Origin of the sequence: Actinobacillus lignieresii (assembly GCF_900444945.1) — a bacterium.
In the GTDB taxonomy this organism is placed as follows: domain Bacteria; phylum Pseudomonadota; class Gammaproteobacteria; order Enterobacterales; family Pasteurellaceae; genus Actinobacillus; species Actinobacillus lignieresii.
Window position 1 is genome coordinate 1,827,501 of sequence record NZ_UFRM01000001.1, and the last position, 23,698, is coordinate 1,851,198.

The 23,698-nt window shown below is 41.4% G+C and carries 25 protein-coding genes; 7 read left to right on the top strand and 18 right to left on the bottom strand.

Annotated features, from left to right (window positions below; genetic code table 11):
• Positions 1 to 3: 3 nt before the first annotated feature.
• The 10 genes from atpD to mnmG all read right to left on the bottom strand — a co-directional run bounded on the left by atpD (position 4) and on the right by mnmG (position 9,444).
• Positions 4 to 1,377, bottom strand: a complete 1,374-nt coding sequence (gene atpD / locus DY200_RS08570) for a F0F1 ATP synthase subunit beta (protein ID WP_115587688.1) — start codon at positions 1,375 to 1,377, stop codon at positions 4 to 6.
• Positions 1,378 to 1,390: 13 nt separating this feature from the next.
• Positions 1,391 to 2,257, bottom strand: coding sequence for a F0F1 ATP synthase subunit gamma (atpG, locus tag DY200_RS08575; protein ID WP_005599063.1), 867 nt, complete (start codon positions 2,255 to 2,257; stop codon positions 1,391 to 1,393).
• A gap of 22 nt (positions 2,258 to 2,279) precedes the next feature.
• The gene (atpA, locus tag DY200_RS08580; RefSeq protein ID WP_005602400.1) at positions 2,280 to 3,821 is read right to left on the bottom strand and encodes a F0F1 ATP synthase subunit alpha; all 1,542 of its coding nucleotides are present in this window, start codon (positions 3,819 to 3,821) and stop codon (positions 2,280 to 2,282) included.
• 12 nt (positions 3,822 to 3,833) lie between these two features.
• Positions 3,834 to 4,367, bottom strand: a complete 534-nt coding sequence (atpH, locus tag DY200_RS08585) for a F0F1 ATP synthase subunit delta (RefSeq protein ID WP_005599067.1) — start codon at positions 4,365 to 4,367, stop codon at positions 3,834 to 3,836.
• Positions 4,368 to 4,380: 13 nt separating this feature from the next.
• Positions 4,381 to 4,851, bottom strand: coding sequence for a F0F1 ATP synthase subunit B (gene atpF, locus DY200_RS08590; RefSeq protein WP_115587689.1), 471 nt, complete (start codon positions 4,849 to 4,851; stop codon positions 4,381 to 4,383).
• 59 nt (positions 4,852 to 4,910) lie between these two features.
• Entirely contained in the window at positions 4,911 to 5,165 is a 255-nt protein-coding gene (atpE, locus tag DY200_RS08595; RefSeq protein WP_005599073.1) for a F0F1 ATP synthase subunit C, read from the bottom strand.
• A gap of 118 nt (positions 5,166 to 5,283) precedes the next feature.
• The gene (gene atpB, locus DY200_RS08600) at positions 5,284 to 6,072 is read right to left on the bottom strand and encodes a F0F1 ATP synthase subunit A (protein ID WP_005599075.1); all 789 of its coding nucleotides are present in this window, start codon (positions 6,070 to 6,072) and stop codon (positions 5,284 to 5,286) included.
• A gap of 24 nt (positions 6,073 to 6,096) precedes the next feature.
• Positions 6,097 to 6,480, bottom strand: a complete 384-nt coding sequence (locus DY200_RS08605; RefSeq protein ID WP_115587690.1) for an ATP synthase subunit I — start codon at positions 6,478 to 6,480, stop codon at positions 6,097 to 6,099.
• Between the two features lie 354 nt (positions 6,481 to 6,834).
• Positions 6,835 to 7,452 carry a 16S rRNA (guanine(527)-N(7))-methyltransferase RsmG gene (gene rsmG, locus DY200_RS08610; protein ID WP_115587691.1) on the bottom strand — a complete coding sequence of 206 codons (618 nt, stop codon included), beginning with the start codon at positions 7,450 to 7,452 and terminating at the stop codon, positions 6,835 to 6,837.
• A gap of 99 nt (positions 7,453 to 7,551) precedes the next feature.
• On the bottom strand, positions 7,552 to 9,444 hold the full coding sequence (gene mnmG, locus DY200_RS08615; protein ID WP_115587692.1) for a tRNA uridine-5-carboxymethylaminomethyl(34) synthesis enzyme MnmG: 1,893 nt from the start codon (positions 9,442 to 9,444) through the stop codon (positions 7,552 to 7,554).
• 449 nt (positions 9,445 to 9,893) lie between these two features.
• Here mnmG and DY200_RS08620 point away from each other — a divergent pair, with 449 nt between their 5' ends.
• Entirely contained in the window at positions 9,894 to 10,706 is an 813-nt protein-coding gene (locus DY200_RS08620; RefSeq protein WP_115587693.1) for a Cof-type HAD-IIB family hydrolase, read from the top strand.
• A gap of 45 nt (positions 10,707 to 10,751) precedes the next feature.
• On the opposite strand, the gene DY200_RS08625 is transcribed toward DY200_RS08620, so the two are convergent.
• From DY200_RS08625 to DY200_RS08655, 7 genes are all read right to left on the bottom strand, one after another.
• Positions 10,752 to 11,534, bottom strand: coding sequence for an amino acid ABC transporter substrate-binding protein (locus tag DY200_RS08625; protein WP_115587694.1), 783 nt, complete (start codon positions 11,532 to 11,534; stop codon positions 10,752 to 10,754).
• 207 nt (positions 11,535 to 11,741) lie between these two features.
• Complete coding sequence (locus DY200_RS08630; protein ID WP_115587695.1) at positions 11,742 to 12,218, bottom strand: YchJ family protein; 477 nt, start codon at positions 12,216 to 12,218, stop codon at positions 11,742 to 11,744.
• Between the two features lie 2 nt (positions 12,219 to 12,220).
• Entirely contained in the window at positions 12,221 to 12,598 is a 378-nt protein-coding gene (locus tag DY200_RS08635; RefSeq protein WP_005605663.1) for a hypothetical protein, read from the bottom strand.
• A gap of 87 nt (positions 12,599 to 12,685) precedes the next feature.
• Positions 12,686 to 13,513, bottom strand: a complete 828-nt coding sequence (gene manZ / locus DY200_RS08640) for a PTS mannose transporter subunit IID (RefSeq protein ID WP_005599091.1) — start codon at positions 13,511 to 13,513, stop codon at positions 12,686 to 12,688.
• Between the two features lie 10 nt (positions 13,514 to 13,523).
• The gene (locus tag DY200_RS08645) at positions 13,524 to 14,318 is read right to left on the bottom strand and encodes a PTS mannose/fructose/sorbose transporter subunit IIC (protein WP_115587696.1); all 795 of its coding nucleotides are present in this window, start codon (positions 14,316 to 14,318) and stop codon (positions 13,524 to 13,526) included.
• Positions 14,319 to 14,332: 14 nt separating this feature from the next.
• The gene (locus DY200_RS08650; RefSeq protein WP_005605665.1) at positions 14,333 to 15,301 is read right to left on the bottom strand and encodes a mannose/fructose/sorbose PTS transporter subunit IIA; all 969 of its coding nucleotides are present in this window, start codon (positions 15,299 to 15,301) and stop codon (positions 14,333 to 14,335) included.
• A 191-nt stretch (positions 15,302 to 15,492) separates the two neighbouring features.
• Positions 15,493 to 16,842, bottom strand: coding sequence for a GntP family permease (locus tag DY200_RS08655; RefSeq protein ID WP_005599098.1), 1,350 nt, complete (start codon positions 16,840 to 16,842; stop codon positions 15,493 to 15,495).
• A gap of 177 nt (positions 16,843 to 17,019) precedes the next feature.
• On the opposite strand from DY200_RS08655, the gene DY200_RS08660 reads away from it, so the two are divergent.
• Positions 17,020 to 17,535: a gluconokinase gene (locus DY200_RS08660; RefSeq protein WP_115587697.1), complete on the top strand. Its 516-nt coding sequence runs from the start codon at positions 17,020 to 17,022 to the stop codon at positions 17,533 to 17,535.
• 71 nt (positions 17,536 to 17,606) lie between these two features.
• On the opposite strand, the gene gntR is transcribed toward DY200_RS08660, so the two are convergent.
• Positions 17,607 to 18,605 carry a gluconate operon transcriptional repressor GntR gene (gene gntR, locus DY200_RS08665; protein WP_115587698.1) on the bottom strand — a complete coding sequence of 333 codons (999 nt, stop codon included), beginning with the start codon at positions 18,603 to 18,605 and terminating at the stop codon, positions 17,607 to 17,609.
• Positions 18,606 to 18,742: 137 nt separating this feature from the next.
• On the opposite strand from gntR, the gene DY200_RS08670 reads away from it, so the two are divergent.
• The 5 genes from DY200_RS08670 (at position 18,743) to rbsB (ending at position 23,678) form a co-directional block, all read left to right on the top strand.
• Positions 18,743 to 19,732 (top strand): substrate-binding domain-containing protein, encoded by a 990-nt coding sequence (locus DY200_RS08670; RefSeq protein ID WP_115587699.1) that lies wholly within the window; start codon positions 18,743 to 18,745, stop codon positions 19,730 to 19,732.
• A 120-nt stretch (positions 19,733 to 19,852) separates the two neighbouring features.
• Positions 19,853 to 20,272, top strand: a complete 420-nt coding sequence (gene rbsD / locus DY200_RS08675) for a D-ribose pyranase (protein ID WP_115587700.1) — start codon at positions 19,853 to 19,855, stop codon at positions 20,270 to 20,272.
• Positions 20,273 to 20,284: 12 nt separating this feature from the next.
• Positions 20,285 to 21,766 (top strand): ribose ABC transporter ATP-binding protein RbsA, encoded by a 1,482-nt coding sequence (gene rbsA / locus DY200_RS08680; RefSeq protein WP_115587701.1) that lies wholly within the window; start codon positions 20,285 to 20,287, stop codon positions 21,764 to 21,766.
• A gap of 56 nt (positions 21,767 to 21,822) precedes the next feature.
• Positions 21,823 to 22,782, top strand: a complete 960-nt coding sequence (gene rbsC, locus DY200_RS08685; protein WP_018651472.1) for a ribose ABC transporter permease — start codon at positions 21,823 to 21,825, stop codon at positions 22,780 to 22,782.
• 23 nt (positions 22,783 to 22,805) lie between these two features.
• Entirely contained in the window at positions 22,806 to 23,678 is an 873-nt protein-coding gene (gene rbsB / locus DY200_RS08690) for a ribose ABC transporter substrate-binding protein RbsB (RefSeq protein ID WP_115587702.1), read from the top strand.
• Positions 23,679 to 23,698: the final 20 nt, after the last annotated feature.

Genomic DNA, 23,698 nt, shown 5'->3' on the forward strand with positions numbered 1-23,698 from the left:
CAATTACATCTTGCTCGCTCTTTCCACTACTTCGTCAATAGAACCCGCCATATAGAACGCTTGTTCCGGAATATGGTCGAATTCGCCTTCTAAGATACCTTTGAAGCCACGGATTGTATCTTTTAACGATACATATTTCCCCGGAGAACCGGTAAATACTTCCGCAACGAAGAATGGTTGTGATAAGAAACGTTCGATCTTACGCGCACGAGCAACCACTAATTTATCGTCTTCAGATAACTCATCCATACCTAAAATAGCGATGATGTCTTTTAACTCTTTATAGCGTTGTAATGTGCCTTGTACACCACGAGCTACATTATAGTGTTCTTCACCGACGACTAATGGATCTAATTGACGAGAAGTTGAATCTAGTGGATCAACCGCAGGGTAAATACCAAGAGATGCGATATTACGACTTAATACAACCGTTGAGTCTAAGTGTGCGAAAGTTGTTGCCGGAGATGGGTCCGTTAAGTCATCCGCTGGAACGTAAACCGCTTGAACAGAAGTAATCGAACCTGTTTTGGTTGATGTAATACGTTCTTGTAATACACCCATTTCTTCCGCAAGTGTAGGTTGGTAACCTACCGCTGACGGTATACGACCTAATAATGCCGATACTTCCGTACCTGCAAGTGTATAACGGTAGATGTTATCTACGAAGAATAACACATCACGACCTTCATCACGGAATTTTTCCGCCATTGTTAAACCGGTTAATGCAACACGCAGACGGTTACCCGGCGGCTCGTTCATCTGACCGTAAACAAGTGATACTTTATCTAATACGTTAGAATCCGTCATTTCGTGATAGAAGTCATTACCTTCACGAGTACGCTCACCAACACCTGCGAATACCGAGTAACCGGAGTGTTCGATTGCGATATTACGGATTAATTCCATCATATTAACGGTTTTACCTACACCAGCACCACCGAATAAACCGACTTTACCACCTTTTGCAAACGGACAAATTAAGTCGATAACTTTGATACCGGTTTCAAGTAATTCCGTACTGTTTGATTGTTCTTCGTAGCTTGGTGCCGCACGGTGAATATCCCAACGAGCTTCTTCGCCGATAGGACCTTTTTCATCGATCGGCTCACCTAATACGTTCATAATACGACCTAGAGTCTTGGTACCGACCGGTACTTGAATCGGGTTACCCGTATTTTCAACTTTTAAGCCGCGTTTTAAACCGTCTGATGTACCTAATGCGATACAACGCACAAGTCCACCACCTAATTGTTGTTGAACCTCAAGGGTTAAACCCGATTCAACTTTTAAGGCATCATATACTTTTGGTACTGCATCTTGTGGGAATTCAACGTCGATTACCGCACCGATAATCTGTACAATTTTTCCTGTTGCCATTACCTGTTCTCCATTAAATTGCTGCGGCACCCGCAACAATTTCGTTTAATTCATTTGTAATGCTTGCTTGGCGAGCTTTGTTATACACTAATTGTAATTCATCGATTAATGTACCCGCATTATCTGTTGCGGCTTTCATCGCTACCATTCGAGCGGCTTGTTCAGAAGCTAGGTTATCTACAACTGCTTGGTATACCTGAGTTTCTAAATAACGAACAAGTAAACTATCCAATAAAACTTGTGGATTCGGTTCATAAATATAATCCCATGAACCTTTCGTATCTAATTCATCGTCATCTAGTTTAGGTAACGGAAGTAACTGTGCGATAACAGGTTTTTGTGACATCGTATTTTCAAAACGGTTGTAAGCGACGTAAACCGCATCCACTTCTCCGTTTCGGAACGCATTAATCATTTCATTAACTGCGCCCACGATACGTTCCATTTCCGGATTATCGCCTAATCCCGTTACTTGAGATCTCACGTTTAAGCCTAGATTTTGGTAAAAGCTTACGCCTTTCGACCCTACTAAACCAAGCTCAACACTAACGTCTTTATCTTTCCACGTTTTAAATTCATTCAAAGTCGCTTTGAATAAATTGATATTAAGGCCACCGCATAAACCGCGATCGGTCGAAACGACAAGATAGCCTACTTTTTTAATATCACGTTCAGTTAAAAACGGGTGCTTATAACCAATGCTTCCTTTCGCAATATGGCTAATCACCTTACGGATTGTTTCCGAATAAGGACGACTGGCAGCCATACGCTCTTGCGTTTTACGCATTTTAGAGGTAGCAACCATTTCCATTGCTTTGGTGATTTTTTGAGTATTTTTCACACTTGCAATTTTGGTTCTTATCTCTTTCGCACCTGCCATAATTTTTCTCCGCTAGTCGTGATTACCACGCACCGTTCTTTTTGAAATCTTCTACGATAGCTTTTAATTGATCCTTGATTGAATCGTTATAATCGCCAGATTTTGCCAAATTTTTCATAAAGTCGGTGTGATTACTATTTGCGTAAGCCAATAAAGCAGATTCGAATGAACCGATACGTTCAAGCTCTACATCATCTAAATAACCGAATTCAGCAGCAAAAAGAACTAATGCTTGTTCGCTTACCGGCATTGGAGCAAATTGTTTTTGTTTAAGTAATTCCGTCACTTTTTGACCGTGAGAAAGCTGTTTACGAGTCGCATCATCTAAATCGGAAGCAAATTGAGCAAACGCCGCTAATTCACGATACTGAGCTAATGCGGTACGGATACCGCCAGATAATTTCTTGATAGCTTTAGTTTGCGCCGCAGAACCTACACGAGATACGGAAATACCCGGGTTTACCGCAGGACGAATACCTGAGTTAAATAAACTTGACTCTAAGAAAATCTGACCGTCAGTAATAGAAATTACGTTTGTCGGAACGAAAGCCGATACGTCACCCGCTTGTGTCTCAATAATCGGTAATGCAGTTAATGAACCTGTTTGACCTTTTACCGCACCGTTAGTGAAACGCTCTACATAATCCGCACTTACACGTGCCGCACGCTCTAGTAAACGAGAGTGTAGGTAGAATACGTCACCCGGGAATGCTTCACGACCCGGCGGACGGCGTAATAATAATGAAATTTGACGATAAGCAACCGCTTGTTTAGATAAATCATCATAAACGATTAAAGCGTCTTCACCACGATCACGGAAATATTCGCCCATTGCACAACCAGAATACGGAGCAAGGTATTGTAATGCCGCGGATTCGGAAGCCGAAGCAACCACAACGATTGTATTTGCTAATGCGCCGTGTTCTTCTAATTTACGTACTACGTTCGCAATCGTAGATGCTTTTTGACCGATTGCTACATAGATACATTTAATACCCGAATCTTTCTGTGCAATAATTGCATCGATTGCTAATGCCGTTTTACCGGTTTGACGGTCACCGATGATTAACTCACGCTGACCACGACCGATTGGCACCATTGAGTCAACTGCTTTATAACCGGTTTGAACCGGTTGATCTACCGATTGACGGTCGATAACACCCGGCGCAATAACTTCTACCGGAGAGAAACCGTCGTTATCTATTTCACCTTTACCGTCAATAGGCTGACCTAACGTATTTACAACACGGCCTAATAAACCGCGACCTACCGGAACTTCTAAGATACGACCGGTACATTTAACCGACATACCTTCCGCTAAATCCGCATAAGGCCCCATTACTACCGCACCGACAGAATCACGTTCTAAGTTAAGTGCAATCGCATAACGATTACCCGGCAATTCGATCATCTCGCCTTGCATTACATCGGCAAGACCGTGGATACGAATGATACCGTCGCTTACCGAAACGATTGTCCCTGTGCTTTGAGCTTCGCTCACCACATCAAACTGGGCAATACGTTTTTTTATCAATTCACTAATTTCAGTTGAATTTAGTTGCATTTTTTATTCCTCTTACAAGCTCAACGCTGACGCTAAGCGATTTAACTGACCGCGGCTACTACCATCAATAACAACATCATCGTATTTAATAATTACGCCTGCAATCAGGCTGTTATCGATTTGGTTGGTTAAACGAACTTTTTGACCTAAGCGTTTTTCCATCGCTTTTGCGATTTTATCTTCTTGTGCTTGACTTAATTCGTTTGCCGAAACAATTGTTACATCTTTTACCGCTTCATGTTCCGCTCGTAATGATACGAAAGTATCAAAAACCATAGGCAACACAGCCAGACGTTTATTTTCAGCCATTACACGAATAAAATTTTGCCCATATTGATCAAGTTGGTCGCCGCAGATTTTGATAAAAGTTTCAGAAATCTGACCGCTTGCAAGGGAAGAATTAATATATTCCGCCACTTGTTCGTTTTCAGCAACGAATGCCGAAAACTGTAACATTTCTTGCCATTTGTCCAACTGACCTTGTTCTAAAGCAAAATCAAAAGCTGCTTTAGCGTAGGGGCGAGCTACTGTACTTAATTCTGACATCTGCCCCACCTTATTATAGTTCTGCAACTAGCTTATCAATAATGTCATTGTTCGCTGCTTGATCAACAGAACGACCAACAATTTTCTCCGCACCCACAACTGCCAATGCAGCCACTTTCTGACGAAGTTCTTCTTGAACACGTTTACGCTCGCTTTCCACTTCCGCATGACCTTGTTCAATAATTCGTTGGCGTTCAATTTCAGCTTCCGCTTGAACAGACTCTAAAATTTCATTACGACGTTTCGTTGCTAAATCAATAATTTTTTGTGCTTCTTCTTTCGCTTTAAGGATTTCTTGATCCGCAGCAGCTTTAGAATCCGCTTGTTCTTGTTTCGCTTTTTCAGCCGATGCCAAAGCGTTAGCAATATTTGCTTGACGCTCTTCGATCGCTTTAATCAGCGGCGGCCATACAAATTTCATACAAAACGCAACGAAAAGTGCGAATGCAATAAGCTGACCGATTAGTGTTGCATTTAAATTCACAACGCCCTCCTAAAAGTCGGTTAAGTTATTCAATGAATAACGGAAAAGAGAGACCCGACTTATTTCAATAAATCAATGAACGGGTTCGCGAAGATGAAAAGTAAAGAAATACCTACAGCAATCATTGCGATAGCATCTAAAAGACCTGCAACGATAAACATTTTTGTTTGTAAGCTGCTTGCTAATTCAGGCTGACGAGCAGACGACTCTAAGAATTTACCACCTAAGATAGCAAAGCCGATAGCCGTACCAAGTGCAGCGAAAGCTAATAAAATTGACGCACCAATAATTGTTGCTGTGATTACTGATTCCATAATGTTCTCCATTAAGATTGAGGAATTCGCCAAAAGGCAGGGTTGTTGTTAATAAAATAATTCAAGCAATCAAATTTTTGCAAAATATTGCGCAAATTCGACCGCTCTTTAGGTTCGTTTAATGATCCGCTTTATTATAAGCGATACTCAAATAAACAATCGTTAGCATCATAAAGATAAAGGCTTGAAGCGTAATAACTAAAATATGGAAAATAGCCCAAACCAAGTGTAATGGGATACCTAACGCTTGTAGCGCAAAGTTATCGGCCATATACATTACTGCAATAAGGATGAAGATTAGCTCGCCTGCATACATATTACCGAATAAACGGAATGCTAAAGAAATCGGTTTTGCAAGTAGCGTAACGGTTTCGAGAATAAAGTTTACCGGAATAAACGCCCAATGGTTAAACGGATGTAAAGTATATTCTTTGACTAAACCACCGAAACCTTTTGATTTTACGGTATAGAATAAAATTAAGAAGAATACGCAGATAGACATACCTAAGGTTGCACTAATATCCGCTGTAGGAACGGCACGAAGATAATGGATACCGAACATATTTGCCAATTGAGGTAAGAAATCCACCGGAACTAAGTCAATAGCATTCATAATGAATACCCAGCAGAAAATAGTAAGTGCAAGCGGAGCAATGACATTACGCGGTCCGTGGAAGTTATCTTTAACTAAACCGTCCACCCAACCAATGACAATTTCCACGAAGCATTGCAATTTTCCCGGTACTCCCGACGTCGCATTTTTCGCAACTCGAGAAAATACGAAAAGGAAAATAACACCAGCAAGCAGAGAGAAAAAGAGCGTATCTAAATGAACAGCCCAAAAACCGTCACCTGAAGCTAAAAAACTCAAGTGATGGCTAATATATTCTGCGGTAGTTCCAGCCATAATGAATCCTTTTAGAATAAGAAATTAATGAGTTCGTTTACTTAAAATAAACGGAATGACATTATTTAAAAATAATGCCATTAAATATCCCACAAAAAACAGTACAAGATGAAGATAAGGCAATAACTTAAAACACATAACCACTAATAAAATAGTGATTATCCATTTTAAGCCTTCGCCTCGATAAAAATCGCCCATTTTTGACTGGTTTTTGGTCGTTTTTTTTAAAAAAATCCAATAAACAAAAACACAATGCGGAAGAAAACTGGATAAAAAGCCCCCTAAGAAGGAAACGCTTTCCACTCCTTTCCAAATCATTAATACACCGAACAGACTTACAAGAAGAAAAAATTCGATTTTTAACGCACTGAGATAGTGTAATTTCGCTTTATTTATTACAGCAGACATATAACTTCCCATCCGACAGGCAAATGCCCTCTGTAAAAAATGAAATATTTCTTTGGATTATACGATACAAAACAACAGATTAAAACCTGAAAAAGCCATAAAAAAGCGATTTATGCAAAATTTGTTATAAAAAGGTTAATTTTAAACTTTTGTATCGTAAAACATAAGGATACATCAGTTATCACAATGTGATCTTATTCACATTTTTCTCACAATTAATGCCGAAGAATATAGATAGATATTTATCTAATACTAAATCCGAAATTAAATATTGATTAACAACTCGAAAAATAAGTGGAAAGTGATACTTTTTACTTACTCTTTATCTCAAAGAGATCATCTCAGTAAATCAGCTTAATTAGGTTTATTTAATAATACTAAATGACGCTCACCAACTAATTCCGGTACGGAAAGAGGAATGACTTTTTCCAGCCGAATCGGATTTTTAATCTCTTGCACTTCACTTTCCGCATAAATGCCTTTAAGAGCATAAAATTTACCCTGCGGATTCGGTAAATGGTAACACCAATCCACCATGTCATTCAGACTGGCAAAAGCACGGCTTAGCACCCCGTCAAACGTTTGTTCAGTATATTCTTCCACACGAGAAAGTACCGGTGTGACATTCGTTATACCTAACTCACGTAACGCATTTTTAATAAAGGTAATACGCTTGCCAAGGCTATCTAGCAACACAAATTGTTTATCCTGATTGGCAATCGCTAACGGAATCCCAGGCAATCCCGGACCGGTTCCGACATCAATAAACTTTTCGCCTTGTAAATGTTCGCTTACCACTAAACTGTCTAAAATATGTTTCACCAACATTTCATCCGGATTGCGCACAGAAGTGAGGTTGTAGGCCTTATTCCATTTATCTAATAAACGCACGAAACCTACCAACTGCTCTTTCTGCTGATCGGTCAAATTAATTTGCGCCTGTCCCAACAAGCGGTCTAATTTCTGTCTCATTTTGTAAAATCCTTGTGGTGTACCACAATAAAACACGGAATACACTAAAAGTAACCTTGAATTAATTTCCGTATATTCCGTGTTTCCTTATCAGCTAAATTATAATTCGCCTCGTTTCAGCATGCCTTGCTTTTTTAAATTCACAAGAAGAATTGAAATTGCCGCCGGCGTAATACCTGAAATACGACTTGCTTGGCCAATCGAAACCGGGCGATGTTGCATCAGTTTCGCTCGTACTTCGTTTGAAAGGCTCTCAACCTTGTCATAATCAAATTCAGCCGGAATTAAAGTATTTTCGTGACGTTTATGACGTTCAATCTCATTCTGCTGATGTTCGATATAACCCTGATATTTAATCGATATTTCAACTTGTTCAGCCGCTTGTTTATCGTCTAAAGCCGGAGCAAACGCAGCGACTTGCGTGAGTTTGTCATAAGTAACTTCCGGACGACGTAACAAGTCTTCGCCGCTCGCTTCACGGGTAAGCGGACTATTAACCAATTCATTGACTACCGCTAAATGTTCCGATTGCGGGTGAATCCAAATTTGTTTTAGACGTTCACGCTCACGTTCGATATTTTCCATTTTTTGGTTAAATCTCGCCCAACGAGCGTCATCAATCAAACCTAACTCATGTGCAATCGGGGTCAAACGGATATCCGCATTATCTTCACGCAGCAATAAACGATATTCCGCACGTGAGGTAAAGACACGGTACGGCTCTTTAGTGCCGAGCGTGCAAAGATCATCAACTAATACGCCTGTATAAGCAAGATCACGAGTTGGGAACCAAGCCTCTTTGCCTTGAACCTGTAATGCCGCATTAATACCGGCTAACAAACCTTGTGCAGCAGCTTCTTCATAACCGGTCGTACCGTTAATCTGACCTGCAAAGAATAAACCTTCAATCGCCTTAGTTTCTAACGTCGGTTTTAGATCACGAGGGTCGAAATAATCATATTCAATCGCATAGCCCGGTTTGATAATACGAGCTTTTTCCAAACCCTTCATCGAATTTACGATACCCATTTGTACGTCAAACGGCAAACTGGTTGAAATCCCGTTCGGGTAAACTTCAATGGTACTTAAACCTTCAGGCTCAAGATAAATTTGGTGACTGTTACGATCGCTGAAACGCATTACTTTATCTTCGATCGACGGACAGTAACGAGGTCCGATCCCTTCGATGACACCGGTGTACATAGGACTACGATCTAAACTATTTCGGATCAAATCGTGTGTTTGTTCATTAGTATGCGTGATATAGCAAGGGATTTGGCGCGGATGAAGATCTACCGACCCCATAAACGACATTACCGGTAATTCCGCATCACCATGTTGTTTAGCCAAAACGTCAAAATTGATCGTACGAGCATCCAAACGCGGCGGCGTACCGGTTTTAAGACGATCAACACGTAAATTCAGATCACGTAAGCGATCCGCTAACATTGTCGCAGCAGGATCTCCCGCACGCCCTCCGGCATAGTTATCTAAACCGATATGAATTTTACCGGCAAGGAAAGTACCGGCGGTTAATACTACGGAACGTGCTTTAAAGGTGAGTCCCATTTTAGTTACTGCCCCAACCGCACGGTTATTTTCGACTAAAATATCCACCACTTCTTGTTGGAAAATATCTAAATTCGGTTGATTTTCTAGTGCGGTACGCACCGCTTGGCGGTAAAGTACTCGGTCTGCTTGCGCACGAGTCGCACGTACGGCAGGCCCTTTCGAACTGTTTAAGGTACGGAATTGGATCCCCGCTTGGTCAATCGCAATGGCCATTAAACCGCCCATCGCATCGATCTCTTTTACTAAATGACCTTTACCGATACCGCCGATAGCCGGATTACAAGACATTTGCCCTAAAGTATCTACATTATGTGTTAGAAGTAGCGTTTTTAATCCCATACGGGCAGGAGCCAGTGCCGCTTCCGTCCCTGCATGACCGCCGCCAACAACGATCACATCATAAATTTCATGGTAAATCATATATCTGCCTTTATAATTTTTATATTCTGAGTAACTGAAACAAAAGTGTGCTATTCTACCTCAAAATTACAGGATCATGAAAACGTAATTTTAAGATCGTTTATTCGATCCGAAAGAAGATCCGATGATCGTTAATTATAATATAGATCTATATATAGAGATCTTTATTATTGTTATTATTAGAGAGATCCTTTTATGAGGATAACTCTATATTTTTAAATAAAATCAAAAAGTTAGCGTAACTTAAAATCGATAAAGATCTTGTATTTTCAACAGATCTAATTTGTGGATAAATCTAATAGTTATCCACAGGGGAAGCATTTTATCAAGTTATTAATGAATAGATCTCAAGTTGTCAGGCGATAATCTACTGAATTATCCACAGATAAAATAATTAATTTTATGCTGATTTAATAAACAAAACGGCGTAATATAAAGCGTATTTAAGAATGAATAATTCGGAGATGATTATGAAAAAACCACTCTATTTGGCTGTTTTTAGTGATATTGACGGAACGTTGCTTAATACGGCACATCAAATTACGCCCTTGACGCGGCAAGCAATTCAATCCGTTATGCAAAAGGGTATTCCTTTTATACCCGTTTCCGCTCGCCCTCCTTTAGCTATCACGCCTTATACTCAACAATTGCAAAGCCACTATCCGATCATCTGTTATAGCGGTGCGTTAATCTTAGATCAGGATCTAAGTCGGTTATATAGTGTAGTGATAGAGCAAGCGGATCTTAATCGGTTGAATCTATTGCTTGAAAAATATCAACACCTTTCTATTAACCATTATGTGGGTATTGATTGGCTTACTAATAATTTGGAAAACGAGTGGACTGTTCAAGAAAGTGAAATTACCGGTTTACAAGCGGTCGAAAAAACGAAAAATTTAACAGATGTACATAAAATTCTGGTCATGGGAAAAGCGGAGCAAATTCAATCTTTAGAAAAGTTATTGAAACAGCAGTTACCGCATCTTGCCATTCATCGTTCTAAAAATGAATATTTGGAGATAATGAATAAGCAAGCGACCAAATCGAATGCCATTCGTTTTATGGAAAAAATCTTGAATATGAATCAAGATCAGGTCATTGCTTTCGGCGATAATTTTAACGATTTGGATATGTTGCAATATGCGGGGCTTAGCGTGGCAATGGGCAATGCGCCGGAAGAGATTAAAGCGGCGGCAAAACGGGTTACCTTATCCAATAACGATGACGGGATTGCAGTCGTATTAAATGAAATATTTAACTAAATGATAAAAAATAATGCCTCGCTGATAACGAGGCATTTTATTTCATTATTTCACACTAATATCACGACCAAAGAATTGTTCGCCTAATTTTTTCAACGTACCGTCTTTGTGTAGTTCGTTAATTGCCGCACTGATTTTGTTTAACGCTTCTTGGTTACCTTTATTCGCGATAAAACCGGCATCCACTTTTTCAGGCGATTCCCAAACGATTTTTAAACCTGATTTCGGATTTTTCTTCAGATAATCCAATAAAGCAAGATTATCGTTGAAAGTAGCATCCGCACGTTTTTGTTGAATCAATAATAAGCCCTGCGCCATACCGTCAATCGGCACGATATCCGCACCGTTAGCACGTGCTAATTCGCCGTAGTTTGAGCTTAAGGTTTGTGCCGTTTTTACGCCTTTTACATCGGATGCCTGTTTAATTTTTTCTTCATCGTTGCGAACTACTAATGCCGCGCCCGACCAGCTATAAGCCGCCGATTTATCAAAAGTCGCTTGGCGTTCCGGAGTGGTTAAACCCACTTGGTTTGCCACCAAATCGAAACGATCCGCTTTTAAACCGGCTAACATCGCATCCCATTGTGTTTCTTTAAAGTCCACTTTAACGCCTAATTTTTCTGCAACCGCTCGGGTGACTTCCACATCGTAGCCGGTTAATTTACCGCTTGCATCGTGATAAGTGAAGGGGGCGTAAGTACCTTCGGTACCGACGGTAATCGTACCTTTAGCATTAATTCTGTCGAGTAAGGTTTCTTTAGCAAAAGAAGTCGCCGAGGTTGCAAGTGCGATAGCTGATACCGCAATTACCGATAATTTTTTTAACATAGTAGGAACCCTCTTAATTAGAGAAAATTAATAGATAAAATATATAAAGTTGTCTTTCGGCGAATTATTAGAGAAATTTATATGCGCTTCAAATAATTAAATAGAATAATATTTAGCGAAATATTGTAAGAGAGAGGAAACAAGCGTTATCCGAGAAAAGTAAGCGGTCATTTCTAGTAAATTTTTACCAAAAAATAACCGCTTCTCTCACGATAAATATGCACCGCAACAATGTTTAAATTTTTTGCCGGAACCGCATACGCAGTTTTGTTTTTGCGAAGGCAACGGGGCGGTCGGATCAACGAAATGCCAACGATTATCTATCTGTACGAACAACGATAATTCGTGATGCGCTTCGATGCCGTTTTCCGTGTTAAATAGCGCGTTAAATTCAACTAAACTGTGAATCTTAGTGATATACGGCTGATGTGCGATGATTTCTAACCCCGCCCACTTGGTACTTTCGCCCCATACTCTCATAGCATCTCGATCTAAAAATTTCTGCTGGCTAGGGACAGTGGTTTCCACAATATAATTGATATTAACCAAAGTATAAGCCGCATAGCGAGAACGCATTAATTGTTCGGCTGTTTCTGGGAATGCTGTTTTTAAATGAAACGGCTGACAGCATTCCGTATAAGGCTTACCGGATTGGCACGGGCAAGCGGTTAAATTTTCTGACATTGTTACGACTCTGACTTGGTTGAATCACTCACAAATTTGAGTAAGGCGTTAATTTCATTTTTTGCCTGCTCGGAAAGCACCTTGTTATCATTTAACATTTGTGTACCGCGCAGGCGGATAAATTCTAAATAATCTTTATTTTGTGTTTGTTCGTATTGCTGTTTCGCTGCATACATTTCGGCAAAATATTTGCGCGTTTGGCTAATTAACATCTTTTGCCCGAACATCACAATAATTGCCAATGCAAGCGCAATTACCGAACCGTAGCCGTCAGTCGGATAATATAAAACGCCGGCAATAATAAATAAGGCGGTAACCAGCATCGAACTGTTTTTTATGTACTGCTGTTCGGGTACTTTAAGGGCTTTTTTTAAATCCATTGCAAAATTTCCTGTAAATTTGACCGCTTGTATTATAAAAAATACCCCCTCTTGGATAAAGAGGGGGCAAACGAGTTAAAGAGAGAATTAAGCTAAAATGCCTAACCAATAACCTAAAATACCGACGCCGAATAGCGCGAAGATAATGTACATTGCATTTACTTTCTTACGTAATAACCACATACATAAGAAGGTAAGCAATAATGCCGCTAAACCCGGTAATAAATCGTTAAGCACGCTTTGCACGGTGGTAACCACTTCTTCACCCATTGCGTTTTTATAGCGAGAAAGCTCAAACGGTATGTTGATACTGGTCCACTTCGATACCAACGAACCCATTACAAATAAGCCGAGAATCGAAGCGCCTTGCGTCACTTTTTGCAGACGACCGCCACCCATATCCGAAACGATTTCCGTTCCTTTTTGGTAGCCGTATTTGAAGCCGTACCAACGGGTAAGCGCACGGCAAAGGTTAATACCGATAAAGAATAATAGTGGACCTAAAATGCTACCGCTAATCGCTAAACCCGCACCTAGTGCGGCTAATACCGGACGTAATGTTCCCCAGAAAATCGGATCGCCGACACCGGCAAGCGGCCCCATTAAACCGACTTTCACCCCGCTAATTGCCGCATCGTCAATGTCTGCACCGTTAGCACGTTCTTGTTCCATCGCAGCGGTTACACCCATAATCGCCGAACCGACCCACGGCTGGGTATTGAAGAACTCTAAGTGGCGTTTTAATGCCGCCGCCTGGTCTTCTTTACGGCTGTAAAGACGTTTAATCGTTGGGATCATCGATACACAGAAGCCCATTGATTGCATACGTTCAAAGTTAAATGATCCTAATAGGAAAGTTGAACGCCAATAAGTCGCACGAATATCCGCACTGGTAAGTTGTTTTTTCTCTGACATAATTTGCTCCTTATAGACCTTCTAACTCGTTATCCGCTAATTTTTTAGTGGTGCGAGGCGCTGCTACCGATTGGTTGAATTGTGGATTTAATTGGATGTAAAGCATCGCTAAACACGCACCTAAGAAACCAAGTCCCACTAAGTTGTAGTTTGAGAATGATGCAATCACAAAACCCATAAAGAAGAACGGCATTAACGCACCGGCACGCATCATATTGATGACCATCGCATAACCTACCACCACGATAAAGCCACCAGCGATTTGCAAGCCACGGGTTACGACTTCAGGAATCGCATTTAATGCTTCGGTTACCGCATCGGTACCGGCTACCAGTGCTACGAAGAAAGTTGGAATTGCTACACGTAACGCTTGTAACAAAAGACCGGCAAAGTGACAGAATTCAATACCGCGGAAGTTTGCCTGTTCGGCAAATTTATCCGCTTTATGTTGTAAGAAGATGGTTAGAGTACGCACGAAGATGGTTAATACCTGACCTGCCGCCGCTACCGGAATGGCAATCGCAATCGCCGTCCCTTTATCTTGGCCGCCTTTGATAACTAAGATTGCCGCAATGACAGAGGCTAATGCCGCATCCGGTGCCATTGCCGCTCCCACGTTCATCCAGCCTAATGCCAACATTTCAAGCGTACCGCCAACGATAATACCGGTTTGTAAGTCGCCTAACACCCAGCCGATTAAGGTACAAGCCACAAGCGGGCGGTGAGTTTGGCGTTCATCAAGTACGGAACCCATACCGCAAATTGCGGCAACTAAGGTTACTAAAATAATTTCAATACTAGTCATAAGAAAATCCTTAATTAGAATTTGATTGCATCAAGACGTGCTTTATCAAGCGGTTCTTTTTTGTTTGCCGCCACTTGTTGTAACGACATATCTACGCCTAACTCGAGGAGTTTGTAGAATGCGGCAAGATCGGTTTGGTTAATCGCCACCGCTTGAGAAATCAGTTTGTCGCCCTCACGGAAAGTCATACCGCCGACATTCACATTTTTAATGTTCACTCCGCCTTCAATTAAGCGAACGATATCGGACGGATTAGTCACCAACCAAATGATGTTTTTGCCGGCATATTTCGGGTTGTGCCATACTTTGATCGCTTTATCGACCGTAATCACATAGCCTTTTAAATGTTCAGGTACGATTTGGAGCAATAATTCGCGGCGAATATCATCATTTGCCACTTCATCGCTGATTGCGAAAATCGCTTCGCATTTCACCGTTTTCGCCCAAGAGGTCATCACTTGGCCGTGAATTAAGCGGCTGTCGATACGCATTAATGAAATGTTCATACGACCATTTGGATCGTAGTTTGCAGGAAGAGAAGGAGATTCTTCGGAAGTTGTTTCTGGTTGTGAAACGGGAACGGCTGGTTCAGGATTATGATAAGTTCTTACGCTTAAATTACCGACTTCTTTAGCGGTTGCCGCAAGTTCAGATGCGGTTTTGGCATCCGCCGAAGCATCCATCACTTCAAGTAACATCGGTAGGTTGGTTCCCGTCACAATATCGTCCTGAGGACGTTTTGCGACAATTCTGGCTGCCGCATTGTACGGGCTACCACCAAATAAATCGACCAAGAACAACACGCTGTCGTCCGGTTGAAGCGTTGCGATAATCGCTTCATATTTTTCGACTAACGTATCTTGACCCTCTCCCGGCACAAAGATAACCGGATGAACATTATCCGTTTCTCCATATACCATTTGTGCGGAATTAACCAACTCAAGCGCTAATTTGCCGTGAGCGGCGATGATCAAATGCACCATTTTTCACCTCTGTGGTTTCTATATCCATAGTTTTTTGCTAAAACGCTTTAGCACTCATTATGAGAATATGCAAACGATTGCCTGTTTGCAAATGTTTTATAAATTAATGTCATGATTAATAGATCTAGATCATAAAAAAAGCCTTTAGTAAAATTTTACTAAAGGCTTTATCTGCAAAATTGAATAATTATTTACAATAAAATACTACCGATTAAGGCAATGATAAATCCGACAACACCGATTGAGGTTTCTAATGCCGTCCACGTTTTTAAGGTGGTTTTGGTATCCATTTCTAAGAAACGGCTCATTAGCCAGAAACCGGAGTCATTCACGTGAGAAAGTACCGTCGCACCGGAAGCAATTGCAATCACGATAAAGCAAAGATCGAATTGACTTAAATCGGTTGAAGCCGCAACACTCGGCGCAATTAATGCCGCTGCGGTAGTTAATGCTACTGTTGCCGAACCTTGTGCGACACGCATCGCCACCGCAATGATAAACGCCGCTACGATAATCGGCATACCGGTATCCGAAAGCATGGAAGATAATACATCGCCGATCCCGCTGGCACGTAATACGCCGCCGAACATACCGCCCGCACCGGTTACTAAAATAATCGAGCAAATCGGGCCTAACGCATTGTTACATAAACTTTCGATTTGTTCGTAGCTGCGTTCTCCACGTAATAACATAATCGCCAGTAATAAGGTGATTAATAACGCCACCGGTGTTTTACCGATTAAACGTAGGCTTTGCACCCAAAGTTCGGAGCCGTCAATCACTTTCGCCACACTTAAGGTATTTAAACCGGTATCAAATAAAATTAAGAAGATCGGTAATACTAAAATAAATAATACTCGACCGAATGACGGAGGTGCTTGTACCGAAGTTTCGCTGATTGCCGCCGCATTTAAAAACGCTTTTGGTAACTCTACGTGAACACGCTTACTGATAAACATACTGAAGAGGTAAGTACCGATATACCAAGTCGGAATCGCACAGATTAAACCGACAATCACCATTAACCCCATATTCACACCCAGTAAATCACCGGAAGCGACCGGGCCCGGATGCGGCGGTAGAAATGCGTGCATTACCGCAAACGCACCGGCGACCGGAAATGCATAACGTAATACCGAACCGCCGAATTGTTTTGCTACGCTAAAGACAATCGGTAACATCACTACTAAACCGGCATCGAAGAAAATCGGGAAGCCGAAGAGTAATGCCGCCACACCTAAGGCAAACGGAGCTTTTTGTTCGCCGAATTTATTAATCAGCGTATCGGCTAATACTTTTGCCCCGCCGGTAATTTCTAATAAACGCCCAATCATTGCACCTAAGCCGACTAATAAAGCCACGGAAGCAAGCGTGTTTCCGAAGCCGGTTAATAAGGTCGGCAGAATTTTATCGACCGGAATACCTGCCGCCAATGCGGTTAATAGACTGACGATCAGTAATGCGACAAACGCATGTACTTTGAATTTTATAATCAATACCAATAGCGCAATGATCGCCACTACCATAATGAAAATTAACATAGAAACCTCGATAAGAAGTATAAATTGTTACTGGTAACATAAAATTAAACGTTTGTGATGTAAATAGATTGTTAGAATTAATTTTAAAAATGAGATCTATATCACAAAATTAAATGTTACCTGTAACATTTAAGTGAAAAATCTGCTATGTTGCCGAATAAATAGGAGGAAGCTCAAATGAAATCTGGTCAAAGTTTTATTTTAATGGGTGTATCAAGCACCGGTAAAACTACAATAGGTAGTGAAGTAGCACGTCGTTTAGGCATTAAATTGATTGACGGCGATGACCTGCATCCGAGAGCGAATATCCTCAAAATGAGTCAAGGACAACCGCTAAATGATCAAGACCGTTTTCCGTGGCTGGAACGAATTAATGATGCTGCCTTTAGCTTAGAGCAAAAAAATGAAGTAGGAATTATTGTTTGTTCGGCGTTGAAAAAGAAATATCGTGACCAAATTCGTCAAGGTAATCGGAATGTGAAGTTTATTCATTTACACGGTTCATTTGATCTTATTTTAGATCGAATGAAAAAACGACAAGGTCATTTTATGAAAACCGAAATGCTGAAAAGCCAGTTTGATACGTTAGAAATTCCGCAAGCGGACGAACCGGATGTCATTTCGATTGATATTAGCGGCAGTTTTGAAGACGTGGTGCAATTATGCGTACAGGCGATTAAAGCCTATCTATAAAAAGAATGTTGAGTAGAACAAGCGGTTATTTTCTGCAAATTTTTTGCAAAATTTAACCGCTTTTTTTATGTTTAAATCGTTTCGCCGATATGAATTTTATAACCGAGATTAATTACTTCATCTTGAATATTATCACCATTTAGACGGCTTAATAATTGTTGTGCGGCCACTTTGCCGATTTCAAACCGAGGAGTAATCACACTCGCTAATTGAGGTGTTACGGATTGACCGACATCGTGTCCGTGAAAACCGGCAATTGCAATTTGTTGCGGCACTTTGATGCCTAACCGTTGGCATTCAAATAATGCGCCGATTGCCAAATCGTCATTGGTACAAAAAATGCCGTCGATATTCGGATATTTTTCCAGCGCAATATGTAGTTGTCTTGCCCCCAAGGTAAAAGAAGATGATTCTTCCGTAGCAATAGTGTAAGGCGTTAGTTTATGCTTTTGCATCGCAAGTTCGTAACCACGCATTTTTAAACGGGTACGTTTATCCATTCTTGCCGAAAAATAGACCACTTGGCGACAACCTCGTTTGACCATGGTTTCAACCATGGCTTGAGCAGCAAAAATATTGTCAAAACCGACCGCTTGTTGCAGTCCTTTTTCACTGGTATCCATTATTTCAATTACCGGAATTTTCGCGACGCTTAACATTTTGAGCGTGCGTTCACTATGGTTATTTTCCGATAAAATTAAGCCGTCCACATGATAAGAGAGGAGCGATTCAATGCGTTGTTCTTCTTTTTGTTCGCTATAACCATAGTGGGCGAGCATGGTTTGATAACCGGTAGCATCAGTTACACTTTCAATCCCTTTTAACACATCGGCAAATACCTGATTGGTTAAAGACGGCAGCAACACGCCAATCGCTTTACTTTTGGCATTGGACAGAATATCCGGCGCACGATTCGGAATATAACCGAATTGTTCAATCGCAACGGCGATTCGTTTACCGGTCTCTTCGGCAACCGAGGAGGGATTGCGTAAATAGCGACTGATGGTCATTTTGGTAATGCCTAAATGTTCGGCAATATCTTGTAAAGTCGGGCGTTTATGTTTGCTCATAGGGTTAATTTTTGTAAAGTATGTCGCTATTTTAACGGAAAGTATGATTTTATGTTTTATTTGCAAAATAACAAGCGGTAAGATTTTAGTAAAATTTTGCAAAACCCTATTTTGTAAACACCTATGAAGGCAATTTTATGGCAACAATGAAAGACATTGCTCGTATTGCGGGCGTTTCTACTTCCACCGTTTCCCACGTGATCAATAACTCACGTTTTGTCAGTGACGAGATTCGTCAGAGAATCGAAAAAGTGGTGGCGGAACTGAATTATACGCCTTCGTTAGTTGCGCGCAGCTTGAAAGTAAAAGAAACCAATACAATCGGTATGCTCGTTACCACCAGTAGTAACCCGTTTTTTGCGGAAGTAGTACGTCACGTCGAACGTTATTGTGAACGCCATAACTATCATTTAATTTTAGTTAATACTGACGGAAACAGCGACAATTTAGCTCAACATTTAGACCGTTTATTACGTAAACAAGTGGATGGTTTATTGTTGATGTGTTCCGAACCGCAAGATTTAGACGAAAGTGTGATGGCGAATATTCAGTTGCCAATGGTGGTGATTGACTGGTGGCAACAGACGCTAAATGCGGACAAAGTGCATGAAAATTCAGAATTAGGTGGTTATCTTGCAACAAAAGCGTTAATTGATGCTGGTTATACAGAGATTGCGGTAATTACCGGCGAACAATCAAAATCACATACTTTAAACCGTTTACAAGGCTACAAGCGGGCGATTTTAGAGGCAAATTTGCCAATTCGTCCAGAATGGATTATTGACGGTCACTTTGATTATCAAGCCGGTCTAGAGTGTGCAAGTAGGCTACTTACGGCGAATTCCCGTCCTCAAGCAATCTTTGCGATGAGCGACAGTATCGCTATCGGTGTATATCAAGCCGCTTGGCAAGCCGGTTTGCGTATTCCGCAAGATATTGCGGTGATCGGTTACGATAATATCGAATTATCGCAATATCTCGCCCCACCACTTTCCACCATTCATCAACCCAAAGCCCGTTTGGCAAAAAATGCGGTGGAACAGTTGATCGCCCGTATTCATCAGCCGGATAAAGCTTATCAAAAAATCGAACTTACCCCCGAACTTGTCGTTCGCCGTTCTTTTTAAAAAATTTGTGATAGACCTCTCAAATCCGATAAGAAGCGTTTGCTTTTTTACGTGAATTTTTCTATTTTTTATTCATCGAAACGTTTCGATAAAATAAAAAACGACCTAAAAGGAGGAAATATGAAAAAAACAGCGGTATTAAATGCACAACTTTCCGGTGTAATTGCCAGCCTTGGGCATACGGACGGTTTAACTATTTGTGATGCCGGCTTACCGATTCCTTCTGAACAACAATGTGTTGATTTAGCTCTGACTAAAGGTGTACCAAGTTTTTTATCTACCTTGGAAGTAGTGCTAACTGAACTCTTTGTCGAACGTATTTTATTGGCGGAAGAAATTAAACAAGCTAATCCAGCTATCGAACAACAGTTGCTTGAAATGATCAATAAACTTGCTCAAACGCAAGGTCGTCAAATTGAAATTGAATATGTGGTACATAGTGAATTTAAACAACGCAGTAATCAAGCGAAAGCGGTGGTGCGTACCGGTGAATGTTCGCCGTATGCGAATGTGATTCTTTACTCAGGCGTACCGTTCTAGAGCGAGGAAAATATGAAAACCTTGTTAAAAATCAATGGGATTGATAAAGCCTTTCCAGGCGTACAAGCGTTAAAAAATGCCTGTCTGAACGTTTATTCCGGCAGAGTGATGGCGCTAATGGGCGAGAACGGAGCGGGTAAATCAACCCTGATGAAAATTCTGACCGGTATTTATCAACGTGATGCCGGTACGATTGAATACCTAGGTAAAGCTGTCAGCTTTGCCAATCCAAAAACCTCGCAAGAAGCCGGTTTAAGCATTATTCATCAAGAACTAAATATTTTAGGTAACTTGTCGATTGCGGAAAATATCTTCCTCGGGCGTGAATTTACCAATGCTTGGGGCGGTATTGATTGGCGCAAAATGTATGAAGAATCCGACCGCTTGTTGGCACGTCTCGGGGTGAAACATTCCAGTCGCCAAGCGGCAAACGAATTATCGATCGGCGAATTACAAATGGTGGAAATCGCTAAAGCTTTGAGTTTTGAATCACAAGTGATTGTAATGGACGAACCGACCGATGCGCTAACCGATACCGAAACTGAAGCGTTATTCAGCGTGATTCGAGAACTCAAAGCAGAAGGGCGAGGTATTGTTTATATCTCTCACCGTTTAAAAGAGATCTTCCAAATTTGTGATGATGTAACCGTATTGCGTGACGGTCAATTTATCGGTGAAAGTACGGTGGCGGATTTAACCGAAGATCGTTTAATTGAGATGATGGTCGGGCGTAAGTTAGAAGATCAATATCCGCATATTGATAATCCGATCGGCGAGGTTTGTTTATCAGTTAAAAATTTGTCGGGTAGCGGCGTGAATAATGTTTCGTTTGAATTGCATAAAGGCGAGATTCTTGGCGTTTCCGGTTTAATGGGTGCTGGACGTACCGAACTAATGAAAGTGTTGTACGGTGCATTACCGAAAACCGCCGGCGAAGTGGTGTTAGACGGCAAAACGATTGATAACCGCTCCAGCCAAGACGGCTTAAATAACGGCATTGTCTATATTTCGGAAGACCGAAAAGGTGACGGCTTAATTTTAGGTATGTCGGTCAAAGAAAATATGTCGCTGACCGCTTTGGAATATTTATCGAATTGGGGACGCATCAACCACGAAAAAGAGAATATGACCGTGGTGGATTTTATCGATCTGTTTAATATCAAAACCCCAAGTCCGGATAAGATTATCGGCGAATTATCCGGTGGTAATCAGCAAAAAGTGGCGATTGCCAAAGGCCTAATGACCCGTCCGAACGTGCTGATTTTAGATGAACCGACCCGAGGTGTGGACGTCGGGGCGAAAAAAGAAATCTATCAACTGATTAATAAATTCAAGGCTGAAGGTTTGAGCATTATTTTAGTTTCAAGTGATATGCCGGAAGTATTAGGGATGTCCGATCGCATTATTGTAATGCGAGAAGGCGCCATTCGTGGCGAGTTTTCTCGCACGGAAGCAACCCAAGAAAAATTATTATCCGCCGCAATCGGCAAATAAGTTAGACGCTTTTACAAGCGGTCAAATTTAGCAAGAATTTTGCAAAAGGAATCAATATGAACAAAGCATTTAATCTAAAAAAATTCCTGATAGAACAACGTTCGATCATTGCATTACTCGCATTAATTGCGGTGGTGTCATTTTTAAACCCGAATTTTTTTAGTGTCGATAACTTACTGAATATCCTCCGCCAAACGTCAGTGAATGCGATTATTGCTATCGGTATGACGTTTGTGATTTTAATTGCTGGCATCGACCTTTCGGTCGGTTCGGTCTTAGCACTCACCGGAGCGGTAGCGGCAACTTTAATCGGTTTAGATCTCTCGATTTATTTAGTGGTACCGGCGGTATTGTTATTCGGTGCGGCAATCGGCTTGTTAAACGGTGCATTAGTCGCCTTCGGTAAAGTACAAGCCTTTATGGCAACGTTAATCACTATGTTGTTATTGCGTGGCGTGACGATGATTTATATGGAAGGTCGCCCGATTTCTACCGGTTTTTCCGACAATGCCGATTACTTTGCTGAGATTGGTACCGGCGAATTATTCGGTGTGCCGGTGCCGGTTTGGTTAATGTTTATCTTATTTGCTATCGGTTGGTTTATTCTGACTCAAACTCGTATCGGTCGTTATATTTATGCGCTTGGCGGTAACGAATCGGCAACCGCACTTTCCGGTATCAACGTGAATAAAATCAAACTGTTTGTGTTTGCGGTCAGTGGCGTGTTAGCGGCACTTGCAGGTTTAATTGTCACCTCTCGTTTAGGTTCGGCACAGCCAACAGCAGGCACAGGTTATGAGCTTGATGCGATTGCGGCGGTTGTGGTTGGCGGAACCAGTTTAATGGGCGGTAAAGGTCGTATTATCGGCACACTAATCGGTGCGTTAATTATCGGCTTCCTCAGCAATGCGTTGAATTTATTAGATATTGACTCTTACTATCAGCTTGTCGCAAAAGCGTTAGTAATTTTAGCAGCGGTTATTTTGGATAACTTCCTTGGCCGTAAAAAAGCGTAACCTACTCTCAAAAGGAGATTCCTATGAAAAAATTAACTTCTTTAGCACTTGCTTTAAGTTTAGCATTCGGTGCAAAAGCAATGGCGCAAGACACATTGGCATTAGCGGTTTCTACGCTGGATAACCCTTTCTTCGTTACCTTAAAAGAAGGTGCGGAGAAAAAAGCCAAAGACCTCGGTTACAAATTAGTGGTGTTAGATTCCCAAAATGACCCGGCAAAAGAATTAGCGAACGTGGAAGATCTCACGGTGCGTGGTGCGAAAGTGTTACTGATTAACCCGACAGATTCGGAAGCGGTCGGCAATGCGGTGGCGATTGCGAATAAGAAAAATATTCCGGTCATTACTTTAGACCGTGGTGCGAATAAAGGCGAAGTGGTGAGCCACATCGCTTCGGATAATGTTGCCGGCGGTAAAATGGCGGGCGATTTTATCGCAGAGAAAGTCGGTAAAAATGCCAAAGTTATCCAATTAGAGGGCATTGCCGGCACATCAGCGGCACGTGAACGCGGCGAAGGCTTTAAACAAGCGGTAGCGGCAAACCAATTTGAAGTATTGGCCAGCCAACCGGCGGATTTTGACCGTACTAAAGGCTTAAACGTAACCGAAAACTTACTGGCAAGCCACGGTGCAGCAAAAGCGGTATTTGCACAAAATGATGAAATGGCATTAGGCGCATTACGTGCGATTAAAGTGGCAGGTAAAGATATTATCGTTGTCGGCTTTGATGGTACGGATGATGCAGTGAAAGCGGTAAAAGGCGGAAAACTGGCGGCAACTATCGCACAACAACCGGATAAAATCGGTGAGTTAGGTGTGGAAACTGCGGATAAATTGCTTAAAGGCGAAAAAGTCGAAGCGAAAATCCCAGTGCCGTTAAAAGTGATTAGTCAGTAATTTTGGCTCCGGAACCGTTA

Excerpts from the sequence above, each read along its gene's own strand:
- atpD (WP_115587688.1), bottom strand. The coding sequence starts at position 1,377 with ATGGCAACAGGAAAAATTGTACAGATTATCGGTGCGGTAATCGACGTT.
- atpG (WP_005599063.1), bottom strand. The coding sequence starts at position 2,257 with ATGGCAGGTGCGAAAGAGATAAGAACCAAAATTGCAAGTGTGAAAAAT.
- atpA (WP_005602400.1), bottom strand. The coding sequence starts at position 3,821 with ATGCAACTAAATTCAACTGAAATTAGTGAATTGATAAAAAAACGTATT.
- atpH (WP_005599067.1), bottom strand. The coding sequence starts at position 4,367 with ATGTCAGAATTAAGTACAGTAGCTCGCCCCTACGCTAAAGCAGCTTTT.
- atpE (WP_005599073.1), bottom strand. The coding sequence starts at position 5,165 with ATGGAATCAGTAATCACAGCAACAATTATTGGTGCGTCAATTTTATTA.
- atpB (WP_005599075.1), bottom strand. The coding sequence starts at position 6,072 with ATGGCTGGAACTACCGCAGAATATATTAGCCATCACTTGAGTTTTTTA.
- DY200_RS08605 (WP_115587690.1), bottom strand. The coding sequence starts at position 6,480 with ATGTCTGCTGTAATAAATAAAGCGAAATTACACTATCTCAGTGCGTTA.
- rsmG (WP_115587691.1), bottom strand. The coding sequence starts at position 7,452 with ATGAGACAGAAATTAGACCGCTTGTTGGGACAGGCGCAAATTAATTTG.
- mnmG (WP_115587692.1), bottom strand. The coding sequence starts at position 9,444 with ATGATTTACCATGAAATTTATGATGTGATCGTTGTTGGCGGCGGTCAT.
- DY200_RS08620 (WP_115587693.1), top strand. The coding sequence starts at position 9,894 with ATGAATAATTCGGAGATGATTATGAAAAAACCACTCTATTTGGCTGTT.
- DY200_RS08625 (WP_115587694.1), bottom strand. The coding sequence starts at position 11,534 with ATGTTAAAAAAATTATCGGTAATTGCGGTATCAGCTATCGCACTTGCA.
- DY200_RS08630 (WP_115587695.1), bottom strand. The coding sequence starts at position 12,218 with ATGTCAGAAAATTTAACCGCTTGCCCGTGCCAATCCGGTAAGCCTTAT.
- DY200_RS08635 (WP_005605663.1), bottom strand. The coding sequence starts at position 12,598 with ATGGATTTAAAAAAAGCCCTTAAAGTACCCGAACAGCAGTACATAAAA.
- manZ (WP_005599091.1), bottom strand. The coding sequence starts at position 13,513 with ATGTCAGAGAAAAAACAACTTACCAGTGCGGATATTCGTGCGACTTAT.
- DY200_RS08645 (WP_115587696.1), bottom strand. The coding sequence starts at position 14,318 with ATGACTAGTATTGAAATTATTTTAGTAACCTTAGTTGCCGCAATTTGC.
- DY200_RS08650 (WP_005605665.1), bottom strand. The coding sequence starts at position 15,301 with ATGGTGCATTTGATCATCGCCGCTCACGGCAAATTAGCGCTTGAGTTG.
- DY200_RS08655 (WP_005599098.1), bottom strand. The coding sequence starts at position 16,842 with ATGTTAATTTTCATTATGGTAGTGGCGATCATTGCGCTATTGGTATTG.
- DY200_RS08660 (WP_115587697.1), top strand. The coding sequence starts at position 17,020 with ATGAAATCTGGTCAAAGTTTTATTTTAATGGGTGTATCAAGCACCGGT.
- gntR (WP_115587698.1), bottom strand. The coding sequence starts at position 18,605 with ATGAGCAAACATAAACGCCCGACTTTACAAGATATTGCCGAACATTTA.
- DY200_RS08670 (WP_115587699.1), top strand. The coding sequence starts at position 18,743 with ATGGCAACAATGAAAGACATTGCTCGTATTGCGGGCGTTTCTACTTCC.
- rbsD (WP_115587700.1), top strand. The coding sequence starts at position 19,853 with ATGAAAAAAACAGCGGTATTAAATGCACAACTTTCCGGTGTAATTGCC.
- rbsA (WP_115587701.1), top strand. The coding sequence starts at position 20,285 with ATGAAAACCTTGTTAAAAATCAATGGGATTGATAAAGCCTTTCCAGGC.
- rbsC (WP_018651472.1), top strand. The coding sequence starts at position 21,823 with ATGAACAAAGCATTTAATCTAAAAAAATTCCTGATAGAACAACGTTCG.
- rbsB (WP_115587702.1), top strand. The coding sequence starts at position 22,806 with ATGAAAAAATTAACTTCTTTAGCACTTGCTTTAAGTTTAGCATTCGGT.